This window comes from Endozoicomonas sp. ALB091 (assembly GCF_049310265.1).
Classification (GTDB): Bacteria; Pseudomonadota; Gammaproteobacteria; order Pseudomonadales; family Endozoicomonadaceae; genus Endozoicomonas.
In genome coordinates, this window is the sequence record NZ_JBLYNQ010000013.1 from 17,010 (window position 1) to 39,547 (window position 22,538).

General features: G+C 50.2%; 10 protein-coding genes. 3 read left to right on the plus strand and 7 right to left on the minus strand.

Annotated features, from left to right (window positions below; translation table 11 throughout):
- Positions 1–8 precede the first annotated feature (8 nt).
- From ACO6UX_RS23445 to ACO6UX_RS23455, 3 genes are all read right to left on the minus strand, one after another.
- Positions 9–2,876 carry a DUF1601 domain-containing protein gene (locus ACO6UX_RS23445; RefSeq protein WP_422450714.1) on the minus strand — a complete coding sequence of 956 codons (2,868 nt, stop codon included), beginning with the start codon at positions 2,874–2,876 and terminating at the stop codon, positions 9–11.
- 156 nt (positions 2,877–3,032) lie between these two features.
- The gene (locus ACO6UX_RS23450) at positions 3,033–5,738 is read right to left on the minus strand and encodes a DUF1601 domain-containing protein (protein WP_422450715.1); all 2,706 of its coding nucleotides are present in this window, start codon (positions 5,736–5,738) and stop codon (positions 3,033–3,035) included.
- A gap of 123 nt (positions 5,739–5,861) precedes the next feature.
- Positions 5,862–8,771: a DUF1601 domain-containing protein gene (locus tag ACO6UX_RS23455; protein WP_422450716.1), complete on the minus strand. Its 2,910-nt coding sequence runs from the start codon at positions 8,769–8,771 to the stop codon at positions 5,862–5,864.
- Between ACO6UX_RS23455 and ACO6UX_RS23460 the strand changes: the two genes are divergently transcribed.
- Positions 8,766–8,984, plus strand: coding sequence for a hypothetical protein (locus ACO6UX_RS23460; protein WP_422450717.1), 219 nt, complete (start codon positions 8,766–8,768; stop codon positions 8,982–8,984). The genes ACO6UX_RS23455 and ACO6UX_RS23460 overlap by 6 nt on opposite strands.
- Before the next feature lies 1 nt (position 8,985).
- Here ACO6UX_RS23460 and ACO6UX_RS23465 read toward each other — a convergent pair whose 3' ends face one another.
- Positions 8,986–12,411, minus strand: coding sequence for a DUF1601 domain-containing protein (locus tag ACO6UX_RS23465; protein WP_422450718.1), 3,426 nt, complete (start codon positions 12,409–12,411; stop codon positions 8,986–8,988).
- Between ACO6UX_RS23465 and ACO6UX_RS23470 the strand changes: the two genes are divergently transcribed.
- Positions 12,406–12,624: a hypothetical protein gene (locus ACO6UX_RS23470; protein ID WP_422450719.1), complete on the plus strand. Its 219-nt coding sequence runs from the start codon at positions 12,406–12,408 to the stop codon at positions 12,622–12,624. The two genes, ACO6UX_RS23465 and ACO6UX_RS23470, sit on opposite strands and share 6 nt — an antisense overlap.
- Position 12,625: 1 nt before the next feature.
- On the opposite strand, the gene ACO6UX_RS23475 is transcribed toward ACO6UX_RS23470, so the two are convergent.
- Positions 12,626–15,391 carry a DUF1601 domain-containing protein gene (locus tag ACO6UX_RS23475; protein WP_422450720.1) on the minus strand — a complete coding sequence of 922 codons (2,766 nt, stop codon included), beginning with the start codon at positions 15,389–15,391 and terminating at the stop codon, positions 12,626–12,628.
- Between ACO6UX_RS23475 and ACO6UX_RS23480 the strand changes: the two genes are divergently transcribed.
- Positions 15,386–15,604, plus strand: coding sequence for a hypothetical protein (locus ACO6UX_RS23480; protein ID WP_422450721.1), 219 nt, complete (start codon positions 15,386–15,388; stop codon positions 15,602–15,604). The genes ACO6UX_RS23475 and ACO6UX_RS23480 overlap by 6 nt on opposite strands.
- A 1-nt stretch (position 15,605) precedes the next feature.
- On the opposite strand, the gene ACO6UX_RS23485 is transcribed toward ACO6UX_RS23480, so the two are convergent.
- Entirely contained in the window at positions 15,606–19,031 is a 3,426-nt protein-coding gene (locus tag ACO6UX_RS23485) for a DUF1601 domain-containing protein (RefSeq protein ID WP_422450722.1), read from the minus strand.
- Between the two features lie 140 nt (positions 19,032–19,171).
- Complete coding sequence (locus ACO6UX_RS23490) at positions 19,172–22,438, minus strand: DUF1601 domain-containing protein (RefSeq protein WP_422450723.1); 3,267 nt, start codon at positions 22,436–22,438, stop codon at positions 19,172–19,174.
- Positions 22,439–22,538: the final 100 nt, after the last annotated feature.

A 22,538-nucleotide genomic window follows, 5' to 3' on the forward strand; every position in this document is an offset into this window, starting at 1 on the left:
AAGAACAACTACTCTGGAATATGAAAACGCAAGATATTTACCCTGGCCTTTATTTGATCAATAAAGGGTTGCCTTAAATCCTGGTTCCAAAGCTGGTTAGCCGGAATTTCAATGACCTCAAACCCTGCTTTTTGCAGCAGTGCGATTTTCAGCAGCGTCGAACCCTTCCTGGTTTTGAAATCACCATTCACGTAATGAGACGATCCCTGAATTTCAATCACCATGTTGTGATCTGGCAGTAGCAGGTCAACCGGAGGTAATGAGTTCAGACTCTTTTCTTCTTCAATCTTCAAAGAGGGCAAGCATGATGTGAGGTGATTGCGGACGACAGTTTGAGGTTTTGAAGTCATTGTCTGGTAATGGGGGGCGAACGGACACGCTCTGCCAAGCCAACTGGCGGCCATGGCAATGATGGTTTGATCCTCTTCATTATCCGGGGAGGTATTTTTCAGGCGAATAAACAGGTCATATATGTGTTTTTTAAGCCAGTCATTTTTATTGGCATTGGAGACCAGAGACAACCTGGCATAGCATACCATTACACCCCAGAGGGAGATAAATATGTCTTGCTGAGAGAGCTGAGGGTTTTCACTGATTTTGTGGACCAGCGATTTGAAGATAGAGGTAACCACGTTCAGTTCAACGAGCTCACCCAGTTTCGCCATGGCCCAAAGCAGAATAGCGATTTCCCGGGGTTTAAAGTTAGTTTTCTGCGCATTCACGTGGGGCAACAGCGCGGTGACGGCTTCTTTAATCTCTGGTATCTGCACGTTGTCCACCAGTTTCGCCGTGGCCCACAGCAGGTTGGCAATTTCCTGTGGTTTAAAGTTAGCTTTCTGTGCGTTCACTTGGGGCAACAGCGCGGTGGCGGCCTTTTTGAGCTCTGGTGTCGGCTCTTGCACGTCGTCCACTAATTTCACCATGGCCCACAGCAGGTTGGCGATCCCCTGGGCATCAAATTGGTCTTTCTGTGCGTTCACGAGGGGCAACAGGGCAACCACGGCCTCGTTGAGCGCTGGTGTCTGCTGTTGCCCGTTGTCCACCAGTTTCGCCACGGCCCACAGCAGGTTGGCAATATTCTGGGCATTAAATTGGTCTTTCAGTGCGCTCACTTGGGGCAACAGCGCGGCCACGGCTTCCATGAGACCTGTTGCCTGCTCCTGCCCGTTGTCCACCAGTTTTGCCATAGCCCAGAGCAGGATAGCGATTTCCTGTGGTTTAAAGTTAGCTTTCTGCGCATTCACCTGGGGCAATAGCACGGCCACGGTCGCGTTGAATTCTGGTGTCCCTTCTTGACCGTTGTCCGACAGTTTCGCCATTGCCCACAGCAGGTTGGCGATATGCTGGGCATTAAATTGGTTTTTCTGTGCATTCACTTTCGGCAACAGTGCGGCAACGGCCTCTTTGAGCCCTGGTGTTCGCTCCTGCCCGTTGTCCACCAGCTTCGCCATGGCCCACAGCAGATTGACGATCCCCTGGGCATTAAATTGTTCTTTCTGTGCGTTCACGAGGGGCAACAGGGCGACCACGGTCTCTTCGAGTTCTGGAGTCCACTCCTGCCCGTTGTTCACCAGTTTAGCCATGGCCCACAGCAGGTTGGCGATTTCCTGTGGTTTAAAGCAAGCTTTTTGTGTGTTTACGTAGGGCAACAGCGCAGCTACAGCCTCTTTGAGTTCTGGTGTCTGCTCCTGACCGTTGTCCACCAGTTTCGCCATGGCCCACAGCAGGTTGGCGATAGCCTGAGGAATAAATTGGTCTTTCTGTGCGTTCACGTGGGGCAACAGGGCGGCCACGGCCTCGTTAAGCCCTGGCGTCCGCTTCTGGCCGTTGTCCATCAGTTTCGCCATGGCCCACAGCAGGTTGGCAATACCCTGCGGTTTAAAGGTAGCTTTTTGTACGTTCACGTGGGGCAGCAGCACGGCTACGGCCTCGTTGAGCTCTGGTGTCCGCTTTTGTCCGTTGTCCGACAGTTTCGCCATGGCCCACAGCAGGTTGGCAATATTCTGGGCATTAAATTGGTCTTTCTGTGCGTTCACATGGGGCAACAGTGTGGCCACAGCTTCTTTGAGCTCTGGTGTCCACTCCCCGTTGTCCACCAGTTTTGCCATGGCCCACAGCAGGTTGGCGATACCCAGAGGAATAAATTGGTCTTGCTGTGCATTCACGTGGGGCAACAGTACGGCCACGGCCTCTTTGAACTCTGGTGTCTGCTTCTGCCCGTTGTCCACCAGTTTCGCCATGGCCCACAGCAGGTTGGAGATTCTCAGGGCATCAATATCCCTGGCTTGAGGTTTTTGGTTGCACTTGAATATTATTGCATCAAGTAGCGTGGACAATAAGGCAGCTTGAGTGAGCTTAACACGCTGATCCACGGGTTTATGAGGGGTAAAAACACCCGCTGAAGTCAATGAATGAAGTGTTGTCGTCAGGCTTCGCCAGTTCCAGCTCCGCGTTGCTGTAAAATTTTGCAGCAAACGTATCAGCTGGCTTTGTTCCGCTCGATTTAACGGTCTTTTAGCAGCTGACGTGTATTTTTTAATTGAACTGGCATATTGTCCGTGATTTCTCCCATCATAGCGATGACCGAAATGATCCGATCTACTCACCAGATCAGCCATTATTTCCTGTTTGATGAGGGCATTAAAATCCTGAGCAGGGTTTACTGAACGGCCCTGTAGATGTTGAGAAGAGTTTGCTCCAGAAGAATGGTAAAATTGATTGCGACCCGGTGCAGTGCGGGGGGGATTATCCCATTGTCTGACTGTGGCATGTCTATATCGTCCACGCCCTGAAGAAGGGGCATGGCCTTTCGGTTGGTTGTAATCATGACCTGATCTTGTGTATTTACCACTGATACCAGCAGATCTTCTATCCATAATTATATTTCATTAATTCATGAGAATATAAAAAGCAGACTGCTGTTCTGTTCAGAAGTTCATTTTTCTGAAATGTCTATAAAACCAGGTGTTTGGGGATACACATCGACCCCTGGTGTCACCCATCCGTTATTTGCAAATCATCCGGGGCGAGATTCATGAACAAAATGTGTTCAACGCTGGCACGCCATCCCTTGAATGTGACAACGGTTTTTGAGTCATGATGGAAGGGGGGAGATTACTGGTTTTTTTTCTCTTCTTTTTTTTGCTTTTTGGTTTGCGTGGTTGCTGTTCTGCAGGTTCTTCGGCAGTGAAGTAGCCTTGTTCTTCCCACCCTTCATCGGCAGTAAAGTATTCCTCATCTGTCTCCCCGCTGGTAAATGATTCAGAGTCATGCCCCTGTGGCGGGATGTTTATCCTGGTCTTTATTTGATCAATACACAGTTTTATTAAGTCCCGGTTCCAAATCTGTTTAAACGGGACTTCAATGACCTCATATCCTGCTTTTTGCAACAGTGCGATTTTAAGCAGGGTTGATCCATTCCTGGTGCTGAAATCACCATTTACGTAATGAAACGGTCCCTGGACTTCAATCACAATGTTGTGATCTGGCAGTAGCAGGTCGACTGGAGGTAATGAGTTCAGACTCTTTTCTTCTTCAATCTGCAAAGAGGGAATGCATGATTGGAGTTGATTGCGGAAGTCAGATTGACGTTTTGACATGATTATCGGGTAACAGGGAGTGACCGGATAGGCTCTGCCAAGCCAACTGGCGGCCATTACAATGATGGATTGATCCTCTTCATTGTCTGGGCAGGTATTTTCCAGCCGGGTAAACAGGTCCTCCATGTGCTTTTCAAGCACGTTATTTTTATTGGCATTGGAGGCCAGAGACAACCTGGCACAGCATACCATTACTCCCCAGAGAGACATCAATATCGTTTGTTGACAGAGCTGAGGATTGTCACTGATTCGGTAGACAAGCGATTCGAACGTAGAGGTAACCTCGTTCAGCTCAACAAGCTCACCCAGTTTCGCTATGCACCACAGCAGGTTGGCGATATGTTGAGGAATAAATTGGTCTTTCTGTGCGTTTACGCGGGGCAAAAGTGCAGCCACAGCCTCGTTGAGTTCCGGAACCCGCTCCCGGCCGCTGTCCATCAGTTTCGCCATGGCCCACAGGAGCTTGGTTATCCCCTGGGCATTAAATTGGTCTTTATGTGCGTTCATGTGGGGCAAAAGTGCGGCCAGGGCCTTTTTGAGCCCTGGTGTCTGCTCCTGGCCGTTGTCCACCAGTTTTGCCATGGCCCACAGGAGGTTGGCGATTTCCTGTGGTTTAAAGTTAGCTTGATATGCGTTCACGTGAGTCAACAGCGTGGCCCCAGCTGCTTTGAGATCTGGTGTCCACTCCCCGTTGTCCACCAGTTTCGCCACGGCCCACAGAAGGTTGGCGATATGCTGAGGAATAAATTGGTCTTTCTGTGCGTTCACGCGGGGCAACAGCGCGGCGACGGCCTCATTGAGCTCGGTTGTCCGCTCCAGCCCGTTGTCCACCAGTTTCGCCATGGCCCACAGCAGGTTGGCGATCTGCTGAGGAGTAAATTGGTCTATATGTGTGCTCATGTGGGTCAACAGCGTGGCCACAGCATCGTTGAACTCTGGTGTCCGCTCCAGCCCGTTGTCCACCAGTTTCGCCATGGCCCACAGCAGGTTGGCGATACCCTGGGCCTTAAATTGGTCTTTCTGTGCATTCACATAGGGCAACAGCCCGGTTATGGCCTCGTTGAGATCTGGTGTCTGCTTAAAGCCGTTGTCCACCAGTTTTGCCATGGCCCACAGCAGGTTGGCTATTTCCTGTGGGTTAAAGTTAGCTGTCTGGACACTCACGTGGGGTAACAGGGCAACCACAGCTTCTTTGAGCCCACGTGTCTGCTCCTGCCCGTTCTCCACCAGTTTCGCCATGGCCCAGAACAGGTTGGTGATGCCCTGGGCACTAAATTGGTCTTTCTGTGCTTTCACGAGGGGCAACAGCACGGCCACAGACTCGTTAAACTCAGGTGTTCGCTCCAGCCCGTTGTCCACCAGTTTCGCCATGGCCCACAGCAGGTTGGTGATACCCTGGGCCTTAAATTGGTCTTTTTTTGCGTGGACGCAGGGCAACAGCACGGCCACGGCCTCGATCAGTTCTGGTGCACACTGCTGGCCGCTGTCCACCAGTTTCGCCATGGCCCACAGCAGATTGGCGATTCCCCGGGCATCAATATCCCTGGCTTCAGGTTTTTGGTTGCAGTTAAATATTATTGCATCAAGTAGCGTTGACAATAAGGCAGCTTGTGTTCGCTTAACACGCTCATCCATGGGTTTATGAGGGGTAAAAACACCTGCTGAAGTCAATGAATGAAGTGTTGTCGTCAGACTTCGCCAATTCCAGCTCCGTGTTGCGGTAAAATTTTGCAGTAAACGTATCAGCTGGACTTGTTCAGCTCGATTTAGAGGTCTTTTAGAAGCTGACGTATATTTTTTAATTGAACTGGCATATTGTCCGTGATGTCTCCCATCATAGTGATAACCCAGGTGATCCGATTTTCTCACCAGACTTTCCATTAACTCCTGATTGATAAGGGCATTAAAATCCTGGGCAGGGTTTACTGAACGGCGCTGTAGATCTTGAGAAGAGCTTGCGCCCGAAGAATGGTGGAATTTGTTGACCTCCGGAGTATTGCGGGGGGAATTATCCCACTTTCTGACTGTGCCATGTCTGTATCGCCCACCCATTGAAGAAGCGACACGGTCATCCTGTTGGTTGTAATCATTACCTGATTTTGCGTATTTACCGCTGATATCAGCAGAGCTTCTATCCATAATGATATTTCATTAATTCATGAAAATATAAAGGGCAGACTGTTATTCTGTTCAGAAGTTCATTTTACTGAAATGTCGATAAAACTGACACTCATTCCCTTGAATGTGAAAACGGTTCTTCAGTCATGATGGAAGGGGGGAGATTACTGGCTTTTTTTTTCTCTTCCTTGTTCTACTTTTTGGTTTGCCTGGTTGCTCTTCTCTATGTTCTTCGGCGGTTAAGTAACCGTGATCTTGCCATCCTGCATCGGCAGCAAAGTATGCCACATCTCTCCCTGGGCGTGTAAATGATTCAGAGCCATGCCCCTGTGGCGGGGTGTTCACCCTGGTCTTTATTTGATGAATACATCGTTTGATTAAATCCCGGTTCCAAAGCTGGTTAACCGGGATTTCAATAACCTCAAATCCTGCTTTTTGCAGCAGTGCAATTTTAAGCAGAGTCGAACCATTCCGGGTTTTGAAATCACTACTCACGTAATGAAACGGTCCCTGAATTTCAATCACAATGTTGAGATCTGGCAGTAACAGGTCAACCGGAGGTAATGAGTTCAGACTCTTTTCTTCTTCAATCTTCAAAGAGGGAAAGCATGATTGGAGTTGATCGCGAAAGTCAGATTGAAGTTTTGACCTGATAGTCTGGTAATGAGGGACGACCGGACACGGTCTGCCAAGCCAACTTGCGGCCATGGCAATGATGCGTTGATCTTCTTCATTGTCCGGGCATGCATTCTCCAGGCGAGTAAAGAGATCATCCATGTGCGTTTCAAGTACGTTATTTTTATTGGCATTGGAGACCAGAGACAACCTGGCGCAGCATACCATTACTCCCCAGAGCGTCATCAAGATATCTTGCCTGGAGAGTAGAGGGTTTTCATGGGTTCTGTACACAAGAGATTCGAACATAGATGTAACCGCATTCAACTCAACGATCTCACCCAGTTTCGCTATGGCCCACAGCAGGCAGGCAATATCCACTGATTTAAAGTTGGCATTCTGTACGTTTTCGTTGGATAACAGCGAGTTGACAGCTTCTTTGAGCCCTGGTGTTTGCTCTTGCCCGTTGTCCACCAGTTTTGCAATGGCCCAAAACAGGTTGGCAATTTCCTGGGCATTAAATTTGTTTTTCTGTGTGTTCACGTTGGGCAACAGCGCGGCCACGGCATCTTTCAGTTCTGCTGTCCGCACCAGCCCCTTGTTGACCAGTTTCACCATGGCCCACAGCAGATTGGCGATTTCCTGTGGCTTAAAGTTAGCTTTCTGTTCGTTCATGAGGGGCAACATGCCAACCACGGCCTTGTGGAGCCCTGGTAACGGCTCTGGCCCGTTGTCCACCAGTTTCGCCATGGCCCAGAACAGGTTGGCAATAGCCTGGGCATGAAATTGGTCTTTATATGCATTCACGTAAGGTAACAGTGCGGTGACAGCTTGTTTGAGAGCTGGTGTCGGATCCAGCCCGTTGTCCACCAGTTTCGCCGTGCCCCACAGCAGGTTGACGATACCTTTTGGCTTAAAGTTGGCTTTCTGTGCGTTTACGCAATGCAACAGCGCGGCTACGGCCGCTTTGAACTCCGGTGTCTGCTCCTGCCCGTTGTCCACAAGTTTCGCCATGGCCCACAGCATGTTGGCAATATCCCGTGGTTTGTAAGCTTTCTGTGGGTTCACACTGGGCAACAGCACGACTACCGCCTTGTTCAGCTCTGGTGTCCGTTTCTGCCCACTGTCTACCAGTTTCGCCAAGGCCCACAGCAGGTTGGCGATTTCCTGTGGTTTAAAGTTAGCTTTCTGGACGTTCACGTGGGGCAACAGCGCGGCCACGGCTTCGTTGAGTTCTGGTGTTTGCTGCTGGCCATGCTCCATCAGTTTCGCCATGGCCCACAGCAGGTTGGCGATTTCCTGTGGTTTAAAGTTAGCTTTCTGTGCGTTCACGAAAGGTAACAGCGCGGCTAAGGCCTTGTTGAACTCTGGTGTTTGCTCCTGGCCGTTGTCCATCAGTTTCGCCATGGCCCACAGCAGGTTGGCGATTTCCTGGGAGTTAAAGTTAGCTTTCTGTGCGTTCGTATGGGGCAATAGAGCGGCCACGGCCTCGTTGAGTTCTGGTGTCTGCTCCTGTCCATTGTCCACCAGTTTTGCCATGGCCCACAGCAAGTTGGCGATACCCTGGGTCTTAAATCGGTCTTTCAGTGCATTCACGCGGGGCAACAAGGCGGCCATGGCCCCATTGAGTGCTGGTGTCTGCTCCTGCCCGTAGTTCACCAGTTTCGCCATGGCCCACAGCAGGTTGGCGATATGCTGAGGAATAAACTGGTCTTTATTGGTGTTCACATGGGGCAATAGCGCGGCCATGGCCTCTTTGAACTCTGGTGTCTGCTCCTGCCCGGTTTCCACCAGTTTCGCCATGGCCCACAGCAGATTGGCGATGCCCTGGGCATCAATATCCCTGGCTTCAGGTTTTTGGTTGCACTTGAATATTAATGCATCAAGTAGCGTTGACAATAAGGCCGCTTGAGTAAGCTGAACCAGCTGATCCATGGGTTTATGAAGGGTAAAAACACCCGCTGAGGTAAATGAATGAAGTGTTGTTGTCAGACTTAGCCAATTCCAGCTCCGCGTTGCTGTAAAATTTTGCATCACACGTATCAGCTGGCTTTGTTCCGCTCGATTTAACGGTCTTTTAGCAGCTGACGTGTATTTTTTAATGGAACTGGCATATTGGCCGTGATGCCTCCCATCATAGCGATGACCGAGCCGATCAGATTTACTCACCAGGCCATCCATTATTTCCTGTTTGATGAGGGGATTAAAATCTTGAGCAGGGTTTACCGAACGGCACTGTATATGTTGTGAGGAGCGTACGGCAGAAGATCGGTAAAATTTATCACGCCCCGGGTTAGTGCGGGGGGGATTATCCCATTGTTTGACTGTGGCATGTCTGTATCGCCCACGCCTTGAATCAGCGGCATGGTCGTCCGGTTGGTGGTAATTATTACCGGATCCTGCGTATTGACCACCGATACCAGCAGAGCTTCTATGCATAGTTATTTTTCATTAATTCATGAAAATATAAAAAACAGACTGCTGTTCTGTTCAGAAGTTCATTTTGCTGAAATGTCGATAACACCACACGGTTGGGGATACTCATCTACCCCTGATGCCACCAATCCATTATTTTCAAATCATCCGGGGCGAGATGCATGGGCAACAGGTGTTCAACGCTGGCACTCCCTTGAATGTGCATACGGTTCTTGAATCATGATGGAAGGGAGGAGATTACTGGCTTTTTTCTTGTCCTTTTTCTCCTTTTTGATGTACCTGTTTGCTTTTCTGAATGTTCTTTGACGGTTAAGTAACCGTGATCTTGTCGTCTTTTATCGGTAGTAACGTATGCCTCATCTCTGTTAAGTGATACAGAATGACCCTGTGGCGGGATGCCTGCCCTGGCCTTTATTTGATCAATATATAATTTCATTGAATCCTGATTCCAAAGCATGTTGGCCGGGATTTCAATGACTTCAAATCCTGATTTTTTCAGCAGTGCGATTTTCAGCAGAGTCGAACCATTCCTGGTTTTGAAATCAGCACTTGTGTAATGAGATGGTCCCTGAATTTCAATAACAATGTTGTGATCTGGCAGTAGCAGGTCAACCGGAGGCAAGGAGTTCAGACTCTTTTCTTCTTCAATCTTTAAAGAGGGAATGCATGATTTGAGTTGATCAAGGAAATTGGATTGAGGTATTGAAATGGTTGTCTGGTAATGGGGGATGATCGGACACGTTCTGCCAAGCCAACTTGCGGCCAGGGCAATGATGGATTGATCATCTTCATTGTCGGGAGGTATATTTCCCAGGCGAGTAAACAGGTCATCTATGTGTTTTTCAAGCACATTATTTTTATTGGCAGTGGCGAGCAGAGACAACCTGGCACAGTATACCATGACTCCCCAGAGAGACATCAATATGCCTTTTTGAGAGAGCAGGGGGGGTTCACGAATTCGGTAGACAAGCGATTCGAACGTGGAGGTAAACACGTTCAGTTCAACGAGTTCACCCAGTTTTGCCATGGCCCACAGCAGGTTGGCGATACCCTGAGGATTAAATTGGTCCTTCAGTGCGTTCACGTGAGGCAACAGCGCAGCCACGGGCTGGTTGAACTCTGGTGTCTGGTCCTGTTTGCTGTCCACCAGTTTTGCCATGGCCCAGAGCAGGTTGGTGATACCCTGAGCATTAAATTGGCCTTTCTGCGCGGTCACATGAGGCAACAGCACGGCCACAGCCTCGTTAAACTCTGGTGTTCGCTCCAGCCCGTTGTCCACCAGTTTCGCCATGGCCCACAGCAGGTTGGTGATATGCTGGGGAATAAATTGGTCTTTCTGTGCGTTTACCAGGGGCAACAGCACGGCCACAGCCTCGTTAAACTCAGGTGTTCGCTCCAGCCCGTTGTCCACCAGTTTCGCCATGGCCCACAGCAGATTGGCGATATGCTGAGGAATAAATTGTTTTTTCTGTGGGTTCACGAGAATCAACAGTGCAGCCACGGCCTCGTTGAGCTGTGGTGTCCGGTCCTGTCCGTTGTCCACCAGTTTTGCCAAGGCCCACAGCAGATTGGCGATATCCCGCGCATTAAATTGGCTTTTCTGTGCGTTCACATGAGGCAACAGCGCGGCCACGGTCTTTTCGAGTCCTGTTGCTCTCTCCTGTTTGTTGTCCACCAGTTTCGCCATGGCCCCCAGCAGGTTGGTGATTTCTTTTGGTTTAAATTCAGATTCCTGTGCAATCACGAGGGGCAATAGCGCGGCCAGAGCCCCGTTGAACTCTGGTGTCCTGTCCTGCCCATTGTCCACCAGTTTTGCCATGGCCCACAGCAGGTTGGCGATACCCTGTGGTTTGAAATCAGCTTTCTGTGCTTTCACGTTGGGCAATAGAGCCGCCACGGCCTCTTCGAGTTCTGCTGTCTGCTCCAGCCCGTTGTCCACCAGTTTCGCCATGGCCCACATCATGTTGGTGATATGCTGAGCAAAAAACTGGTCTTTCTGTGCTTTTATCCGGGGCAACAGCGCGGCCACAGCCTCGTTGAGCTCTGGTGTCCGCTCATGCCTGTTGTCCACCAGTTTTGCTATGGCCCACAGCAGGGTGGCGATTTGCTGATGAATAAATTGTTCTTTCTGTTCGTTCACGCGGGGCAGCAACGCGGTCAGGACTCCGTCGAGCCTTGTTGTCTGCTCCAGCCCGTTGTCCACCAGTTTTGCCATGGTCCACAGCAGGTTGGCGATATCCTGTGGTTTAAAGTTAGCTTTCTGTGCGTTCACGTGGGGCAATAACACGGCTACGGTCTTACTGAGATCTGTTGTCTGCTCCAGCCCGTTGTCCATCAGTTTCGTCATGGCCCATAGCAGGTTGGCGATTTCCTGCGGGTTAAGTTTGGCTTTCTGAACGTTCACCTGGGGCAACAATGTAACCAGAGCCTCTTTGAACTCTGGTGTTTGTTCCTGCCCGTTGTCCAACAGTTTTGCCATGGCCCAGAGCAGGTTGGTGATATCCTGGGCATTAAATTGGCCTTTCTGCGCGTTCACATGGGGCAACAGCACGGCCACGGTTTCTTTGAGCTGTGGTGTTCGCTCCTGCCTGTTGTCCATCAGTTTCGCCATGGTCCACAGCAGGTTGGCAATTTCCCTTGGTTTAAAGTCAGTTTTCTGTGCGTTTACCTGGGGCAACAACGCGGCCACGGCCTTGTTGAGCTCTGGTGTTCGCTCCTGCCCGTATTCAACCAGTTTTGTTATGGCCCACAGCAGGTTGGTGACTCCCTGTGGTTTAAAGTTAGCTTTCTGTATGTTCACATGTGGCAACAGCAAGGCCACGGCCTCGTTGAGCCCCGGTGTCCGCTCCTGCCAGTTGACCACCAGTTTCGCCATGGCCCACAGCAGGTTGGCGATACCCTGGGCTTTAAATTGATTTCTCTGTGCGTTCACGTGGGGCAACAGGGCGGCCACGGCCTCTTTGAGCTCTGGTGTCTGCTCCAGCCCGTTTTCCACCAGTTTCGCCATGGCCCACAGCAGGTTGGCGATTCCCTGGGCATCAATATCCCATGATGCAGCTTTTCGGTTGCACTTGAATATTATTGCATCAAGCAGTGTTGACAATAAGGCAACCTGAGTATGCCTGACACGCTCATCCACGGGTTTATGAGGGGTAAAAACACCCGCTGAAGTAAATGAGTGAAGTGTTGTTGTCAGGCTTCGCCAACTCCAACGCCGTGTGGCTGTATAATTTTGTAAAAAAACCATCAGCTGGCTTTGTTCCGCTCGGGTTAAGGGGCTTTGAGAAGCTAACGTGTATCTCTTGATTGAATTGGCATATTGACTGTGATTTTTCCCATCATAACGATAACCGAAATGATCAGATTTACTCATCAGTTCATCCATTACTTCCTGTTTGACGAGGGCATTGAAATCTTGAGCAGGGTTTACTGAACGGCACGGCAGGTTTTGGGCAAAATATGGGGCAGAAGAGTGGTAAAATTCATTACGCTCCGGAGTAGTGCGGGGGATATTATCCCGCTTTCTGACGGTGGCATGTTTAAATTGTCCACGCTTTGAATAAGCGGCATGGTCATCCGGTTGGTTGTAATCATTACCTGATCCTGCGTATTGACCACCGATACCAGCAGAGCTTCTATGCATAGTTATATTTCATTAATTCATGAAAATATAAAAGACAGACTGCTGTTCTGTTCAGAAGTTCATTTTGCTGAAATATCGATAAAACCGCACGGTTGGGGATACTCATCTACTCCTGATGCCACCAATTCGTTATTTCCAAATCATCCGGGGCGAGCTGCATGGGCAACAGGTGTTCAACGCTGGCACTCCCTTGAATGTGAAAACGGTTCTTGAGTCATGATGGAAGGGAGGAGATTACTGGTTTTTTTCTCGTCCTTTTTCTCCTTTTTGGTTTACCTGTTTGCTCTTCTGAAGGTTCTTTGGCGGTTAAGTAACCGTGATCTTGCTGTCTTTTATCGGTAGTAACGTATGCCTCATCTCTGTTAAGTGGTACAGAATGACCCTGTGGCGGGATGCCTGCCCTGGTCTTTATCTGGTCAATATAGAATTTCATTGAACCCTGATTCCGAAGCATGTTGGCCGGGATTTCAATGACTTCAAATCCTGATTTTTTCAGCAGTGCGATTTTCAGCAGCGTCGAACCCTTCCTGGTTTTGAAATCAGCACTTGTGTAATGAGATGGTCCCTGAATTTCAATCACCATGTTGTGATCGGGCAGTAGCAGGTCAACCGGAGGCAATGAGTTCAGACACTTTTCTTCTTCAATCTTTAAAGAGGGAATGCATGATTGGAGTTGATCACGGAAATTGGATTGAGGTTTTGAAATGCTTGTATGGTAATGGGGGATGATCGGACACGTTCTGCCAAGCCAACTTGCGGCCATGGCAATGATGGATTGATCATCTTCACTGTCGGGGGATGTATTTCCCAGGCGCGTAAACAGGTCATCCATGTGTTTTTCAAGCGCATTATTTTTATTGGCAGTGGCGAGCAGAGATAACCTGGCACAGCATACCATGACTCCCCAGAGAGACATCAATATGGCTTGCTGAGAGAGCCGGGGAGTTTCACGGATTCGGAAGACAAGCGATTCGCACGTGGCGGTACACTCGTTTAGCTCAATGAGTTCACCCAGTTTTGCCATGGCCCACAGCAGGTTGGCGATACCCTGAGGATTAAATTGGTCCTTCAGTGCGTTCACGTGGGGCAACAGCGCAGCCACAGCCTCATTGAACTCTGGTGTCTGGTCCTTTTTGCTGTCTACCAGTTTCGCCATGGCCCACAGCAGGTTGGCGATTTCCTGAGGGGTAAAATGAGCTTTTTGTGCGTTTACATGGGGCAACAGGGCGGCCACTACATCATTGAACTCTGGCGTCCGTTCTTGCCCGTTGTCCAGCAGTTTTGCCATGGCCCACAGCAGGTTGACGATTTCCTGTGGGTTAAAGTTAGCTTTCTGTGCGTTCATGTGTGGCAACAGCGCGGCCACGGCCTCGTTGAGTTCTTGTGTCTGCTCCTGCCCGTTGTCCACCAGTTTCGCGATGGCCCACAGCAGATTGGCAATATGTTGAGGAATAAATTGTTCTTTCTTTGCGTTCACGCGGGGCAGCAATGCGGTCACGACTCCGTTGAGCCTTGCTGTCAGCTCCAGCCCGTTGTCCACCAGTTTCGCCATGGCCCAAAGCAGGTTGGCGATACCCTGTGGTTTAAAGTTAGTTTTCTGTGCGTTCACGTGGGGCAATAGCGCTGCTACGGCCTCCCTGAGATCTGTTGTCTGCTCCAGCCCGTTGTCCACCAGTTTTGCCATGGCCCACAGCAGGTTGGCGATTTCCTGCGGGTTAAGTTTGGCTTTCTGTGCGTTCACCTGGGGCAACAATGTAACCAGAGCCTCTTTGAGCGCTGGTGTTCGCTCCAGCCCGTGTTCAACCAGTTTTGTTATGGCCCACAGCAGGTTGGCTATTCCCTGTGGTTTAAAGTTCGCTTTCTGCATGTTCACATGTGGCAACAGCGCAGCCACGGCCTCATTGAGCCCTGGAGTCCGCTCCCGCCCGTTGACCGCCAGTTTCGCCATGGCCCACAGCAGGTTGGCGATCCCCTGAGCATTAAATTGATCTTTTTGTGCGTTCACATGAGGCAGCAGCGCGGCCATAGCCTCGTTGAGCTCTGGTGTTCGCTCCTGTCCGCTGTCTACCAGTTTCGCCATGGCCCACAGAAGGTTGACGATTCCCTGAGCTTTAAACTGGTCCTTCTGTGCGTTCACGTGGGGCAACAGCGCGGCCACGGTCTCTTTGAACTCTGGTGTCTGCTCCAGCCCGTGTTCAACCAGTTTCGCCATGGCCCACAGCAGGTTGGCAATGCCCTGAGGAATAAATTGGTCCACCTGTGCTTTCACGTGGGGCAACAGCGCGGCCACGGCCTCTTTGAGCCCTGGTGTCTGCTCCTGCCCGTTGTCTACCAGCTTCGCCATGGCCCACAGCTGGTTGGCGATTCCCCAGGCATCAATGTCCCGGGCTTGAGGTTTTTGGTTGCACTTGAATATTATTGCATCAAGTAGCGTTGACAATAAGGCAACCTGAGTGTGCCTGACACGCTCATCCACGGGTTTATGAGGGGTAAAAACACCCGCTGAAGTAAATGAGTAAAGTGTTGTTGTCAGGCTTCGCCAGCTCCAACGCCGTGTGGCGGTATAATTTTGCAAAAAAATCATCAGTTGGCTTTGTTCCGCTCGGGTTAAGGGGCTTTGCGAAGCTAACGTGTATCTCTTAATTGAATTGGCATATTGACTGTGATTTTTCCCATCATAACGATAACCGAAATGATCAGATTTACTCATCAGATCATCCATGACTTCCTGTTTGATGAGGGCATTGAAATCTTGAACAGGGTTTACTGAACGGCACGGCAGGTTTTGGGACAAGTATGGGGCAGAAGAGTGGTAAAATTCATTACGTCCCGGAGTAGTGCAGGGGATATTATCCCTCTTTCTGACGGTGGCATGTTTATATTGTCCACGCTTTGAATAAGCAGCATGGTCATCCGGTAGGTTGTAATCATTACCTGATCCTGCGTATTGACCACCGATACCAGCAGAGCTTTTATGCATAGTTATATTTCATTAATTAATGAAAATATAAAAAGCAGACTGCTGCTCTGTTCAGAAGTTCATTTTGCTGAAATGTCGATAAAACCACACGGTTGGGGATACTCATCTACTCCTGATGCCACCAATTCGTTATTTTCAAATCATCCGGGGCGAGCTGCATGGGCAACAGGTGTGCAACGCTGGCACTGCCTTGAATGTGAAAACGGTTCTTGAGTCATGATGGAAGGGAGGAGGTTACTGGTTTTTTTCTCGTCCTTTTTCTCCTTTTTGGTTTACCTGTTTGCTCTTCTGAAGGTTCTTTGGCGGTTAAGTAATCGTGATCTTGCGGTCTTTGATCGGTAGTAACGTATGCTTCATCTCTGTTAAGTGATACAGAACAATCCTGTGGCAGGATGCCTGTCCTGATTTTTATTTGATCAATATATGATTTCATTAAATCCTGATTCCAAAGTATGTTTGCCGGGATTTCAATGACTTCAAATCCTGATTTTTTCAGCAGTGCGATTTTCAGCAGAGTCGAACCCTTCCTGGTTTTGAAATCAGCACTTGCGTAATGAGATGGTCCCTGAATTTCAATAACCATGTTGTGATCTGGCAATAGCAGGTCTACCGGAGGCAATGAGTTCAGACATTTTTCTTCTTCAATCTTTAAAGAGGGAATGCATGATTGGAGTTGATCACGGAAATTGGATTGAGGTTTTGAAATAGTTGTCTGGTAATGGGGGATGATCGGACACGGTCTGCCAAGCCAATTTGCGGCCATGGCAATGATGGAGTGATCATCTTCATTGTCGGGGGATGTATTTCCCAGGCGAGTAAACAGGTCATCCATGTGTTTTTCAAGCAAATGGTTTTTGTTGGCAGTTGCGACCAGAGACAACCTGGCACAGCATACCATGACGCCCCAGAGAGACATCAATATGACTTGCTGAGAGAGCCGGGGGGGGTCACGGATTTGGTAGACAAGCGATTCGCACGTGGCGGTAAACTCGTTCAGCTCAATGAGTTCACCCAGTTTCGCCATGGCCCACAGCAGGTTGGCGATACCCTGAAGATTAAATTGATCCTTCTGCGCGTTCACGTAAGGCAACAGCGCAGCTACGGTCTCGTTGAACTCTGGTGTCTGGCCCTGCTTGCTATCCACCAGTTTTGCCATGGACCAGAGCAGGTTGGCGATTTCCTGGGGGTTAAAATGAGCTTTTTGTGCGTTTACATGGGGCAACAGGGCGGCCACTACATCATTGAACTCTGGCGTTCGTTCCTGCCCGTTGTCCACCAGTTTTGCCATGGCCCACAGCAGGTTGGCGATACCCTGTGGGTTAAAGTTAGCTTTCTGAACGTTGACTTGGGGCAACAGCGTGGCCACGGCCTCTTTGAGCCCTGGTGTCCGGTCCTGTCCGTTGTGCACCAGTTTTGCCATGGCCCATAGCAGGCTGGTGATTTCCTGTGGTTTAAAATGAGCTTTCTGTGCGTTCACGCAGGGCAACAGCGCAACCACTGCCTCGTTGAGCTCTGGTGTCCGGTCCTGTCCGTTGTCCACCAGTTTCGCCATGGCCCAGAGCAGGTTGGTGATACCCTGAGCATTAAATTGGCCTTTCTGCGCGGTCACATGAGGCAACAGCACGGCCACAGCCTCGTTAAACTCTGGTGTTCGCTCCAGCCCGTTGTCCACCAGTTTCGCCATGGCCCACAACAGGTTGGTGATTTCATTTGGTTTAAATTCAGCTTTTTGTGCCATCACTTGAGGCAACAACACGGCCAGAGCCCCGTTGAGCTCTGGTGTCCTGTCCTGCCCGTTGTCCACCAGTTTCGCGATGGCCCACAGCAGGTTGGCGATACCCTGTGGTTTGAAATCAGCTTTCTGTGCTTTCACGTTGGGCAATAGAGCCGCCACGGCCTCTTCGAGTTCTGCTGTCTGCTCCAGCCCGTTGTCCACCAGTTTCGCCATGGCCCACATCATGTTGGTGATATGCTGGGCAATAAACTGGTCTTTTTGTCCGTTCACATGAGGCAACAGCGCGGCCACAGCCTCGTTGAACTCTGGTGTCCATTCCTGCCTGTTGTCCACCAGTTTCGCGATCGCCCACAGCAGGCTGGCGATTTGCTGAGGAATAAATTGTTCTTTCTGTGCATTCACGCCAAGCAGCAACGCGACCACGGCCTCTTTGAGTTCTGCTGTCTGATCCAGCCCGTTGTCCACCAGTTTTGCCATGGCCCATAGCAGGTTGGCGATACCCTGTGGTTTAAAGTTAGCTTTCTGTGCGTTCACGTGGGGCAATAGCACGGCTACGGCCTCGCTGAGATCTGTTGTCTGTTCCAGTCCGTTATCCACCAGTTTCGCCATGGCCCATAGCAGGTTGGCGATTCCCTGGGGGTTAAGTTGAGCTTTCTGTACGTTCACGTGGGGCAACAATGCAACCAGAGCCTCTTTGAGCCCTGGTGTTTGCTCCTGCCTGTGGTCCACCAGTTTTGCCATGGCCCAAAGAAGGTTGGCGATATCCTGCGCATTAAATAGGCCTTTCTGTGCGTTCACGCAGGGCAACAGCGCGGCTACAGCTTCTTTAAGCTCTGGTGTCTGCTCCAGCCCGTTGTCCACCAGTTTCGCCATGGCCCACAGCAGGTTGGCAATTTCCCTTGGTTTAAAGTCAGTTGTCTGTGCGTATACCTGGGGCAACAACGCGGCCACGGCCTGGTCGAGCTCTGGTGTTCGCTCCTGCCCGTGTTCAACCAGTTTGGTTATGGCCCACAGCAGGTTGGCGATTTCCTGTGGTTTAAGGTGAGCTTTCTGTGCGTTCACTTGGGGCAACAGCGAAGCCACGGCCTCGTTGAGCCCTGGTGTCCGCTCCTGCCCGTTGACCGCCAGTTTCGCCATGGCCCACAGCAGGTTGGAGATCCCCTGAGCATTAAATTGATCTTTTTGTGCGTTCACATGGGGCAACAGCGCGGCCATAGCCTCGTTGAACACTGGTGTTCGCTCCTGCCCGCTGTCTACCAGTTTGGCCATGGCCCACAGCTGATTGGCGATTCCCCGGGCATCAATGTCCCGGGCTTGAGGTTTTTGGTTGCACTTGAATACTATTGCATCAAGCAGCGTTGACAATAACGCACCCTGCGTGTGCCTGACACGAACATCCACGGGTTTATGAGGGGTAAAAACACCCGCTGAAGTAAATGAATGAAGTGTTGTTGTCAGGCTTCGCCAACTCCAGCGCCGTGTGGCGGTATAATCTTGCAAAAAAATCATCAGCTGGCTTTGTTCCGCTCGGGTCAAGGGGCTATGGGAAGCTAACGTGTATCTTTTAATTGAATTGGCATATTGACTGTGATTTTTCCCATCATAACGATAACCGAAATGATCCGATTTACTCATCAGATCATCCATTACTTCCTGTTTGACGAGGGCATTGAAATCTTGAGCAGGGTTTACTGAACGGCACGGCAGGTTTTGGGCAAAATATGGGGCAGAAGAGTGGTAAAATTCATTACGTCCCGGAGTCGTGCGGGGGATGTTATCCCTCTTTCTGACGGTGGCATGTCTAAATTGTCCACGCCTTGAATAAGCGGCACGGTCATCCGGTTGGTGGTAATTATTACCGGATCCTGCGTATTGACCACCGATACCAGCAGAGCTTCTATGCATAGTTATATTTCATTAATTCATGAAAATATAAAAAGCAGACTGCTGTTCTGTTCAGAAGTTCATTTTGCTGAAATATCGATAAAACCACACGGTTGGGGATACTCATCTACTCCTGATGCCACCCATTCGTTATTGCCAAATCATGATACAGAATGACCCTGTGGCCCGATGCCTGCCCTGGCCTTTATCCGGTCAATATATAATTTCATTGAATCCTGATTCCGAAGCATGTTGGCCGGGATTTCAATGACTTCAAATCCTGATTTTTTCAGCAGAGCGATTTTCAGCAGAGTCGAACCATTCCTGGTTTTGAAATCAGCACTTGCGTAATGAGATGGTCCCTGAATTTCAATCACCATGTTGTGATCTGGCAGTAGCAGGTCAACCGGAGGCAACAAGTTCAGACACTTTTCTTCTTCAATCTTTAAAGAGGGAATGCATGATTGGAGTTGATCACGGAAATTGGATTGCGGTATTGAAATGGTTGTCTGGTAATGGGGGATGACCGGACACGTCCTGCCAAGCCAACTTGCGGCCATGGCCATGATGGATTGATCCTCTTCATTGTCGGGGGATGTATTTCCCAGGCGAGTAAACAGGTCATCCATGAGTTTTTCAAGCACATCATTTTTATTGGCAGTGGCGAGAGACAACCTGGCGCAGCATACCATGACGCCCCAGAGAGACATCAATAGGGTTTGCTGAGAGAGCCGGGGAGTTTCACGGATTTGGTAGACAAGCGATTCGCACGTGGTGGTAAACTCTTTCAGCTCAATGAGTTCACCCAGTTTGGCCACGGCCCACAGCAGGTTGGCGATACCCTGAGGATTAAATTGGTCCTTCAGTGCGTTCACGTGGGGCAACAGCGCAGCCACGACCTCGTTGAACTCTGGTGTCTGGTCCTGTCTGGTGTCCACCAGTTTCGCCATGGCCCAGAGCAGGTTGGTAATACCCTGAGCATTAAATTGGTCTTTCTGCGCCTTCACATGAGGCAACAGGACGGCCACAGCCTGGTTAAACTCCGGTGTTCGCTCCAGCCCGTTGTCCACCAGTTTCGCGATGGCCCACAGCAGGTTGGTGATATGCTGGGGAGTTAATTGGTCTTTCTGTGCGTTTACCATGGGCAACAGCACGGCCACAGCCTCGTAGAGCCGTGATGTTTGCTCCAGCCCGTTGTCCACCAGTTTCGCCATGGCCCACAGCAGGCTGGCGATATGCTTGGGAATAAATTGTTTTTCCTGTGGGTTCACGTGAATCAACAGTGCCGCCACGGCCTGGGTGAGCTCTGGTGTCCGGTCCTGTCCGTTGTCCACCAGTTTTGCCATGGACCACAGCAGGTTGGCAATATCCTGTGCATTAAATTGGCTTTTCTGAGCGTTCACATAAGGTAACAGCGCGGCCACGGTCCTTTCGAGTGCTGTTGTTCGCTCCTGTTTGTTGTCCACCAGTTTCGCCATGGCCCACAGCAGGTTGGCGATTTCCTTTGGTTTAAATTGAGCTTTTTGTGCCATCACGTGAGGCAACAGCGCGGCCAGAGCGCCGTTGAGCTCTGGCGTCCTTTCCTGCCCGTGGTCCACCAGTTTTGCCGTGGCCCACAGCAGGTTGGCGAGACCCTGTGGTTCAAAATCAGCTTTCTGTGCCTTCACGTTGGGCAATAGCGCGGCCACGCCCTCTTTGAGTTCTGCTGTCTGCTCCAGCCCGTTGTCCACCAGTTTTGCCATGGCCCACATCAGGTTGGTGATATACTGGGCCATAAACTGGTCTTTTTGTCCGTTCACATGGGGCAACAGCGTGGCCACAGCCTCGTTGAGTTCTGGTGTCCACTCCTGCCTGTTTTCCACCAGTTTCGCGATGGCCCATAGCAGGCTGGCGATTTGCTGAGGAATAAATGGTTCTTTCTGTGCGTTCACGCGAAGCAGCAACGCGGCCACGGCCTCTTTGAGTTCTGCTGTCTGATCCAGCCTGTTGTCCACCAGTTTTGCCATGGCCCACAGCAGGTTGGCGATACCCTGAGAATTAAATTGGTCCTTCTGTGCGTTCACGTGGGGCAATAGCACGGCGATGGTCTCGCTGAGATCGGTGGTCTGCTTTAGCCCGGTGTCCACCAGTTTTGCCATGGCCCACAGCAGGTTGACGATACCCTGTGGTTTAAAGTTGGTTTTTAGTGCGTTCAGCAATAGCACGGTTACGGCCTCGCTGAGATCTGTTGTCTGCTCCAGCCCGTGGTCCAGCAGTTTCGCCATGGCCCAGACAAGGTTGGTGATATCCTGCGCATTAAATAGGCCTCTCTGTGCGTTCACACAGGGCAACAGTGCGGCCACAGCTGCTTTAAGCTCTGGTGTCTGCTCCAGCCCGTTGTCCAACAGTTTCGCCATGGCCCACAGCAGGTTGGCAATTTCCCGTGGTTTAAAGTCAGTTTTCTGTGCGTTTACCTGGGGCAACAACGCAGCCAGGGCTTTGTTGAGTTCTGGTGTTCGCTCCTGTCCGTGTTCAACCAGTTTGGTTATGGCCCACAGCAGGCTGGCGATTCCCCATGGTTTAAAGTTCGCTTTCTGTAGGTTCACATGTGGCAACAGCGCAGCCACGGCTTCATTGATCCCCGGAGTCCGCTTCTGCCCGTTGACCACCAGTTTCGCCATGGCCCACAGCAGGTTGGTGATCCCCTGAGCATTAAATTGATCTTTTTGTGCGTTCACATGGGGCAACAACGCGGCCATAGCCTTGATGAGGCCTGGTGTTCGCTCCTGCCCACTGTCGACCAGTTTGGCCATGGCCCACAGCAGGTTGGTGATTCCCTGGGCATCAATATCCCACGCTGCAGCTTTTCGGTTGCACTTGAATACTATTGCATCAAACAGCGTTGACAATAAGGTGCCCTGAGTGTGCCTGACACGAACATCCACGGGTTTATGAGGGGTAAAAACACCCGCTGAAGTAAATGAATGAAGTGTTGTTGTCAGGCTTCGCCAACTCCAACGCCGTGTGGCGGTATAATCTTGCAAAAAAATCATCAGCTGGCTTTGTTCCGCTCGGGTTAAGGGGCTTTGCGAAGCTAATGTGTATCTCTTGATTGAATTGGCATATTGACTGTGATTTTTCCCATCATAACGATAACCGAAATGATCCGATTTACTCACCAGTTCATCCATTACTTCCTGTTTGATGAGGGCATGGAAATCTTGAGCAGGGTTTATTGAACGGCACGGCAGGTTTTGGGCAAAGTATGGGGCAGAAGCGTGGTAAAATTCATTACGCTCCGGAGTAGTGCGGGGGATATTATCTCTCTTTCTGACGTTGGCATGTCTATACTGTCCACGCTCTGAATAAGCGACATGGTTTTCCGGTTGATTGTAATTATTATCTGATCTTACGTATCTACCACTGATGCCAGCAGAGGTTCTATGCATAATTATATTTCATTAATTCATGAGAATATAAAAAGCAGACTGCTGCTCTGTTCAGAAGTTCATTTTGCTGCCACCGCAGTAGGGCAGTCTATTCTCGGAC